Annotated in this window: 8 protein-coding genes; 4 read left to right on the top strand and 4 right to left on the bottom strand. The window is 64.4% G+C overall.

The genetic code is table 11. The features are described 5' to 3' along the window. The coding region (locus ACZO3G_RS14075; protein ID WP_486847351.1) for a nitroreductase family protein at window positions 1-599 on the bottom strand (599 nt) is incomplete at its 3' end. Between the two features lie 121 nt (window positions 600-720). Here ACZO3G_RS14075 and ACZO3G_RS14070 point away from each other — a divergent pair. Further along, the gene (locus ACZO3G_RS14070; protein WP_101548373.1) at window positions 721-1,113 is read left to right on the top strand and encodes a VOC family protein; all 393 of its coding nucleotides are present in this window, start codon (window positions 721-723) and stop codon (window positions 1,111-1,113) included. A gap of 131 nt (window positions 1,114-1,244) precedes the next feature. On the opposite strand, the gene ACZO3G_RS14065 is transcribed toward ACZO3G_RS14070, so the two are convergent. From ACZO3G_RS14065 to ACZO3G_RS14055, 3 genes are all read right to left on the bottom strand, one after another. Then, window positions 1,245-1,805, bottom strand: coding sequence for a YdeI/OmpD-associated family protein (locus ACZO3G_RS14065; RefSeq protein ID WP_276872207.1), 561 nt, complete (start codon window positions 1,803-1,805; stop codon window positions 1,245-1,247). Between the two features lie 53 nt (window positions 1,806-1,858). Further along, on the bottom strand, window positions 1,859-3,274 hold the full coding sequence (locus ACZO3G_RS14060; protein WP_276872205.1) for an esterase/lipase family protein: 1,416 nt from the start codon (window positions 3,272-3,274) through the stop codon (window positions 1,859-1,861). 74 nt (window positions 3,275-3,348) lie between these two features. After that, a complete protein-coding gene (locus ACZO3G_RS14055) occupies window positions 3,349-3,771 on the bottom strand; it encodes a DUF3795 domain-containing protein (RefSeq protein WP_277138683.1) in 423 nt (140 codons plus the stop codon). A gap of 256 nt (window positions 3,772-4,027) precedes the next feature. On the opposite strand from ACZO3G_RS14055, the gene ACZO3G_RS14050 reads away from it, so the two are divergent. From ACZO3G_RS14050 to ACZO3G_RS14040, 3 genes are all read left to right on the top strand, one after another. After that, window positions 4,028-4,783 carry a GNAT family N-acetyltransferase gene (locus tag ACZO3G_RS14050; protein WP_276872203.1) on the top strand — a complete coding sequence of 252 codons (756 nt, stop codon included), beginning with the start codon at window positions 4,028-4,030 and terminating at the stop codon, window positions 4,781-4,783. Between the two features lie 107 nt (window positions 4,784-4,890). Continuing rightward, on the top strand, window positions 4,891-6,699 hold the full coding sequence (gene lepA / locus ACZO3G_RS14045; RefSeq protein WP_276872202.1) for a translation elongation factor 4: 1,809 nt from the start codon (window positions 4,891-4,893) through the stop codon (window positions 6,697-6,699). A gap of 12 nt (window positions 6,700-6,711) precedes the next feature. Beyond that, window positions 6,712-6,969: a hypothetical protein gene (locus tag ACZO3G_RS14040; protein WP_276872201.1), complete on the top strand. Its 258-nt coding sequence runs from the start codon at window positions 6,712-6,714 to the stop codon at window positions 6,967-6,969. The last annotated feature ends 620 nt before the right edge of the window (window positions 6,970-7,589 follow it).

The raw sequence follows: 7,589 nt of genomic DNA, 5'->3' as shown, positions 1-7,589 counted from the left end.
GGCATGATCCCGCTCCTGCCCGGCTTGCGCACGCGGTACACGCGCAAGGCGTCGCCTTCGCGTTCCACCAGCCACGGCTGCGTGTTGCAGGCGCTCGGCGCAAACCGGACAATCTCGGTGACGCCCTCGACGGGCTCCCCGCGCCAGATTTCGCCGACCGGCTTCCGTTTGCTCCGGAACAGGTCCTTGCGGAATTTTTGGCCGTCGTCGATTTTGGCAATGGCGATCATGATGACAAAATCGAGCCCCTCCGGCGGGGGCCCCGGCGCTTTTCCGATCCCGTACCACAGCGTTCCGATGTTTTGCGAGACAAGGGACAGCTCCAGCTGTTCTCCCATGTACCCGATGTTCTGCAAATAATGGTCCTTCCTCTCGCTGTACAGCAAAATACAGGCCTGCTGTCCGCGCCTGCAGGTGGTTTCCCCGGCCGGGACGATCCGAATGGCCGTCCGGATCCCGGGGCGCAGAGGGACCAGGGAACGCCAGGTTTCCTCGATCGACCGCAGGTCCCCGGGGGATATGCCGGCATCTCCGGTATCTCGGAACAGGTGAAACGATTTTCTCTTGAAAATCATATCGTAGAGGCTGTCGTTTAACATGTCACCGTCCTCCCGTCAGGCGCGTAACAGATTTGAAAAAAGTGATTTGACAAGCATCCCGGCAGCAATTAAACTGTATGGTAAGCTCGCATTTCCCAATAAAACGCGGAGGGATCAGATCATGGCGCTTCATCTTGCAGGCTGGAATGTTGTATTGGATTCCGATCGGGCGGACGAGCTGTCCGCATTCTACGAAAGGCTGCTTGGCTGGACGCGGTTCAAGGGCGAAGAATATACCGTCTTGGTGGACCTGGAGCAAACGGGGACCCCCACCTGGATCACCATCCAGCAGGCGGATGATTACCTTCCGCCCGTTTGGCCCGCGGCGCCGGAGGAGCAGCAGCAAATGGCGCATTTGGATTTCCACGTCGCGGATGTGGAAGAAGGGGTGAAGCACGCCCTGTCGTGCGGCGCGTCCATGTCGGAAGTCCAATTTGACGACCGCTGGCGGGTCATGCTCGACCCCGCGGGACATCCGTTTTGTATTCTGCCCCCCATCATGCCCTGGCCGTAAGGACGCTGCGTCCGGTTCGCCGGCCGTGGCGGCTGTTTTTTGCGCCGGCCCGCCTTTCGGGTCGGCGCTTTGTGTCCCGTCACCGGAGCAAATCCCTTTTTTAGCGCGGGTTCCCCGTCTCCCGCGGGGCCTTACATCGGCTTCAGGTTTTGATTGAGCCGGCCGACCATCCACGCCAGACGCTTTTTCCGCCCCTCGTCGGTCCTGGCGGCCAGATACGCTTTGGCATAGGTCCTCCTCACCGACGGGGACATCGCGGAAAAATGCGTGTGGGCGGGCTCGTATCCCGCCAGCAGTTCGGAAACCGCCCGTACCTGCTCCTCCGTGACCGCCGGGGATTTTGGGGCGTCCCACTGCCCGTTTTGCTTCGCCTCCGCGATCTTTTCCCGGCCGAAGCAGGTCATGCGTCCCTGCCGCTCCAGCTTTTCAGCCAGCGCTTTGTTCTTCTCCGACCACTTGCTGTTCTCCCTGCGCGGGGAAAAATATTTTACGTAGGAGCGGTCGTCGATCCGCTGCATCTGTCCGTCGATCCAGCCAAAGCAGAGCGCCTCCTCCAGCGCCTCCGCCGCCGTGATCGTCCGCGGGCCGCCCGCCTTGCCGAAGAGCAGCCAGACGCCGCCGTCCGTCCGGCAGTGGTCCTGAAGCCACCCGCGGAACTCCTCCCTGCCGGAAAATTGCAGTCTTTCGTCCATGGCGCTTCCCCTTTCATTCGCTGTTCCCGGGGCTTCCGGGTCCGCCGCCGGGGTTAGAACCCGTCGTCGCGCAGGCGGGACACAAGCCCGACATACCATTCGATGACGTCGAAGCCCCGGTAGTCCTCCCGTTTGAGGTCGATGATGTCGCCGTGCGAAATGCCGCGGCGCCGCCGGCTGGAGAGCACGCCGCCGAACGTCCCCCACTTGGCCGAGTCGATACACACGAGGCCGTCGTTGGGGCCCCGGACGCACCGGAGCAGGAAATAGGGGATGCTGAGCAGCGGGTCGCTCAGCGGGTTTTTCATGACGGTGGCCCAGCTCCGGTAGCTGACGCGCGGGTCGTCGGGCGTTTCGGCGTTGAAGGCCTCCGCGAAGGCGGGCGCGAGCTGACGGCTGGCCGTGCACGCGTCGGGGGCCCGGTCCCCGACCTTGCGGAAGGCCGCGTCGACCATCCCGCAGATTTTGCGGTAGAGGCCGTCGGGCAGCTTCCCGAGCAGGTCCAGCAGCTCGGAGCCGCGGTGCGGGGTGGAGATCGTCGTGAGCGACGCCACGGTCTCCCCCATCCCAAGCCGGGTGATCAGGTAGCGCGCGTCGAGCCCGCCCTTGGAGTGCGCGATGATGTTGACCTTTTCGCAGCCCGTCTCCGTTTGGATCTCCAGGATTTTTGCGCGGATGGCCTCGGCGTTGTCCTCGATCGTGCCCCACGCCTGCTGGTGCCCGTAGTAGACCGCGGCGCCGTTCCGCTGCAATTCGCGCGGGATGCGGCCCCAGTAGTTGAAATATTTGAGATCGCGGAAGCCGACCCCGTGCACGAGAAGCAGCGGATATCTCGTCCGGCAGACGTCCCGCTCCGCGCGCACCCGGCGCGCCTCCTCGCGGTAGCATTCGTGGTCGTATTCATCCCGCGCGGCCCGGCAGAGCCAGAGCATCAAAAAGAGGTTGACGACCGGGATCCACAGGTTCAGGACGAGCAGCACCCGCTTGACGATCCCCAGCCTGCGGCAGGTGAAAAGGATCCGCAGCGCGCCGCCGAGGATGACCAGCGCGACGAGCAGAAACGCCGCCGCGAGGTCGGCGGGGACGACCCAGCCCGGCAGGCCGCCCGCGAGCGGCGGCAGGACCCACAGGTAAAAGACCGCCTGCATCAAAAGCAGGAGCAGCCCGCCCCGCAGCGCCATGCGCCCGGCCCAGAGGACCCGGACGCGGCGGTTTTCGGTCTGGTAGTCCCGCGCGGGGAAAAACAGCAGGCGCAGGAGCGTCCAGGCGAAATAGACGCCCACCGCCAGCCGCACCGCCCAGAGGCCCGCCCCGCCAAGGCGGGAGAGCCGCTGCCACCAGAAGAGCGCGTGCGGCAGCAGCAGGGCGCAGAGCGCCATATGCCAGCGGCCCAGAAGGTCGAGCTTCTTCGCCGCGTCCAACAGGACCGCGCCCAGACAGGCCGCGATCAGCAATATTTTGAGCATCATCCGGGCACACTCCCCCTCGGCCGCAGCCGGCCGAACCCATTGTACGCCTTTTCCTCCCCGTTTTCCGGCGGGCGTCAGACCTCCCCGGGGCCGCGCGGCCTGCCGCATTCGCTGCACGCCGCGTCGTGGAGGGAGACGGCCCCGCCGCAGGCGGGACAGGTGAATTCTTCCCGCTGCGCCGCCAGAAACGCCTCCAGCCCCCGCGCCTTCACCGCCGCGCCGTTTTCCATGAGGCTCGCTTGATAGCGCTTGCGGTAGCTCCTGTCGAGGTTTTTCACCGGCTTGCAGGGGTAATCCGGGCACGCGAAGCAGTAGGCGAGACCCCGCTCCCGGGCGCAGTCGCGGATGCCGCATTTCCGGCAGTGCTCCGGCTTGCCGCCGTCGCCGCCGAAGCAGCCGGGACAGGGCCTTTTGCTCACGCAGTGCCGGCAGCAGGCCATGCAGTTCATGCCGCAGGGCGCGAACAGCCTCTCATCGATCTTTTCGGGCATTTTCATCGGTCGGTCCACCCTTCCGCTTCTCCGCGCATATGGGATTGAAAAGCAGCGACCGACCGCATATGCCGGCGGGCGCGTCCCGTTGGTTCCATCCTACCACACCTTCCCCGCAAATGGCAAGGCCGCCCCCCCGCGGCGGGCGGGACCCAGCCTGATTTCCAAATTCCTTTGAGAAGCGCGGCCGGGTATGTTATGATACAGAAAAGGCGTTCTGCCTTTGGGCCACGCCAAAATTCAATTGGAAACGAGGACGCGTATGGAACCGGATTTTATAAACCTGACGGAGGAAAACCTCGCCGAAGAGCATCTCTGCTGCATCATCCGCAGCAAAAAGCCCCACCCGGGCGTCGAGGCCAAGCGGCAATGGCTCGCCGCCCGGCTCAAGGAAGGCCATGTGTTCCGAAAGCTCGATGCGAAGGCGGTGGTTTTCATCGAATACGCCCCTCTTGAGACGGCGTGGGTACCCGTCCTTGGCGGCAACTACATCTATCTTTACTGCCTCTGGGTCGACGGCGGCTGCAAGGGCAAGGGGTACGGGCGGTCGCTCATGGAGTACTGCCTGGCCGACGCCAAAAGGCAGGGCAGGTCCGGCGTCTGCATGCTCGGGGCGAAAAAACAAAAGGCCTGGCTCTCCGACCAGGCGTTTGCAAAGAAGTTCGGCTTTGAGGCGGTCGACACGGCCGGGGACGAATACGAGCTGCTCGCGCGCTCCTTTGACGGGACCGTGCCGCAATTCGCGCCGAACGCGAAAAAACTGGCGGTCGAAAGCCCGGAGCTCACGATCTGCTACAGCATGCAATGCCCCTTTATCCCCCAGCGCGTCGAGGCGGTCCGGCGGTACTGCGAGGAGCGCGGCGTCCCCCTCTCCCTCATTCCGGTGGACACCCTGCAAAAGGCGAAGGAGCTGCCCTGCGTCTTCAACAACTGGGCGGTGTTCTATGGGGGACGTTTCGTGACGGTCAACCAGCTCGACGCAGCCGGGATCGAGAGGATCCTCAAAAAAGGTTCCTGACGGGATCGCCGCCGCGCCGTATTGCATCCCGCCGGGCGGTTATGCTATAATTTAGTATTGGAAAAATTTTAGGATGCCCATTGGACGGGCGGAAACGGCAGGGCAAAATGGATAAGGAACACATCCGTAATTTCTGCATCATCGCGCATATCGACCACGGCAAAAGCACGCTGGCCGACCGCATCCTCGAACTCACCGAGGCGGTGAGCCAGCGGGACATGGAGGACCAGATCCTCGACAATATGGAGCTCGAGCGGGAGCGCGGCATCACGATCAAGGCGCGCGCCGTCACCCTCACCTACCACGCGGACGACGGGCAGGACTACCAGTTCAACCTGATCGACACCCCCGGACACGTCGACTTCAACTACGAGGTCTCCCGGTCGCTCGCCGCCTGCGAGGGCGCGGTGCTCGTGGTGGACGCGTCGCAGGGCATCGAGGCCCAGACGCTCGCCAACACCTATCTGGCGATCGAGCACGACCTCGAGGTCACCCCCGTCATCAATAAGATCGACCTGCCCGCCGCCGAGCCCGACCGGGTCGCGCAGGAGGTCGAGGACATCATCGGCATTCCCTGCATGGACGCGCCGCGCATCTCCGCCAAAACGGGCGAAAACGTCCACGCGGTGCTCGAACGGGTCGTCGCGGACATCCCCGCCCCCGAGGGGGACGAAACCGCCCCGCTGCGCGCGCTCATTTTCGACAGCGTCTACGACAGCTACCGGGGCGTCATCGTCTACGTCCGCGTCATGGACGGCACCGTCCGGCCCGGCATGACCATCCGCATGATGTCCACCGGCGCGGAGTTCACCGTCGTCGAGTGCGGCGTGATGGGCGCAACCAGCCTCGTGCCGCAGGAGGAGCTTGCCGCGGGCGAGGTCGGCTACATCACCGCCTCGATCAAGACGGTGCGGGATACCGCCGTCGGCGACACCGTCACCGACGCCGGGAATCCCGCCGGCGAGCCCCTGCCCGGCTACCGCAAGGTGCTGCCGATGGTCTTTTCGGGCATCTACCCGCAGGACGGCGCCAAATACCCCGACCTGCGCGACGCGCTCGAAAAGCTCCAGCTCAACGACGCCTCTCTCTCCTTTGAGCCGGAATCCTCCGTCGCGCTCGGCTTCGGCTTCCGCTGCGGCTTTTTGGGACTCCTGCACATGGAGATCGTGCAGGAACGGCTCGAACGGGAGTTCAATCTTGACATCGTCACGACGCTGCCAAGCGTCGTCTACAGGCTCCAGATGCAGAGCGGTGAGGAGCTCACGATCGACAATCCCGCCAGCTATCCCGACCCGGCGCAGATCGTATCGGCGCAGGAGCCGTTCGTCAAGGCGAACATCTTTACGCCGCCCGCCTACATCGGCAACATCATGGAGCTCTGCCAGGACCGCCGCGGCGTCTATCTCGACACCAAATACCTCGACGCCGACCGGGTCGAGCTGCATTACGAGCTGCCCCTCAACGAGATCGTCTACGATTTCTTCGACGCGCTCAAATCCCGCACCCGCGGCTACGCCTCCTTCGACTATGAGATGTGCGGCTACCGCGACAGCAAGCTCGTCAAGCTTGACATCCTTTTAAACAGCGAGGTCGTCGACGCGCTCTCCTTCATCGCCCACGCCGACAAGGCCTATCCGCGCGCGCGGCGCATCTGCGAAAACCTGCGGGACAACATCCCCCGCCAGCTCTTCGAGGTGCCCATCCAGGCCGCCATCGGCGGCAAGGTCATCGCCCGCGAAACCGTCAAGGCGCTGCGTAAGGACGTGCTCGCCAAATGCTACGGCGGCGACATCACCCGCAAAAAGAAGCTGCTCGAAAAACAGAAGGAAGGCAAAAAGAAGATGCGCCAGCTCGGCTCCGTCTCGATTCCGCCCGAGGCGTTCACCGCCGTGCTCAAGCTCGACTCGAAGGACTGATCGGAGGCGCCTATGTTTTTCTGGAACCGCAGGGAGCTCTGGATGGGGACTTCCATGGAGGAGTATGCCCGCGTCACCGGCCTGCTGCGCGGGGCGGGGATCCGGTACGACTTCCGCACCGTCGACGCGGCGCGGGACGCGCGCCGGAGCGGCTCCCTCGGCGTCGATCTGGCGGCCGCCATGACCTACTATGTCTATGTCCGCAAGGAGGATTTTTCACGCGCCGCGGATCTGGTCAGCCGCTCATCGAGCGGTGGAGATTGTCGGTAGTCGACCGACGGCCGCTTTAGATTTGCCGCTCATCGAGCGGCGGAGATTGTCGGTAGTCGACCGACAGCGAGTTCCTTTCTTGTTCGCCCAAGAAAGGAACCAAAGAAGGGCACGAGGGGCTTAGGTGGCCTGCCCGGGCTGCGCCCGGAGCGCGCTACGCGCGACGGCCGCTCGCGGGCGCTCCGCCCCGCGACCCCGGCTTGAGTCCGCTGCGCGGACCCGGCCCTACGGGCCGGATTCTCTATAAGGTTGGCCTACGGCCAAATCCTTGACCCCCAGGCCGCGACGGCCTGCGGCCTTCAAGGTGCGGCCCCGGGGCGCACGTCAGTTGCGGCCCCCGACCGCAACTGACCCCGCGATCGGACAAGCCGATGCGCGTGCGCCTCACGGGGGAGGGCGGGCCGCCCTCCCCCGTGTGCCCCCACCTGCCAGGTGCGCTGGCACTTACCGTTCCCTTCGTTGGGAGCGCCCGCAACCTGAATTGAGCCCTCAGCTGGTGTACCTGTGGGGAGTGACGGCAACCGGCGGGTACTGGCAAGGTACTCCCGGGGGATTCTCAAGGGGACTGGCGGAAGTCCCCTTGAGCGTCCTTCTTTGGGTACTTTCTTTGACGCAAAGAA

The sequence above is a fragment of the Anaerotruncus sp. genome, assembly GCF_057433415.1.
Note: the sequence above shows the minus strand (reverse complement) of the source record. Positions and strands in the feature narration are given on the sequence as shown.

Coding starts and splice junctions, on each gene's coding strand:
- ACZO3G_RS14070 (WP_101548373.1), top strand. CDS start 721: ATGGCGCTTCATCTTGCAGGCTGGAATGTTGTATTGGATTCCGATCGG.
- ACZO3G_RS14065 (WP_276872207.1), bottom strand. CDS start 1,805: ATGGACGAAAGACTGCAATTTTCCGGCAGGGAGGAGTTCCGCGGGTGG.
- ACZO3G_RS14060 (WP_276872205.1), bottom strand. CDS start 3,274: ATGATGCTCAAAATATTGCTGATCGCGGCCTGTCTGGGCGCGGTCCTG.
- ACZO3G_RS14055 (WP_277138683.1), bottom strand. CDS start 3,771: ATGAAAATGCCCGAAAAGATCGATGAGAGGCTGTTCGCGCCCTGCGGC.
- ACZO3G_RS14050 (WP_276872203.1), top strand. CDS start 4,028: ATGGAACCGGATTTTATAAACCTGACGGAGGAAAACCTCGCCGAAGAG.
- lepA (WP_276872202.1), top strand. CDS start 4,891: ATGGATAAGGAACACATCCGTAATTTCTGCATCATCGCGCATATCGAC.
- ACZO3G_RS14040 (WP_276872201.1), top strand. CDS start 6,712: ATGTTTTTCTGGAACCGCAGGGAGCTCTGGATGGGGACTTCCATGGAG.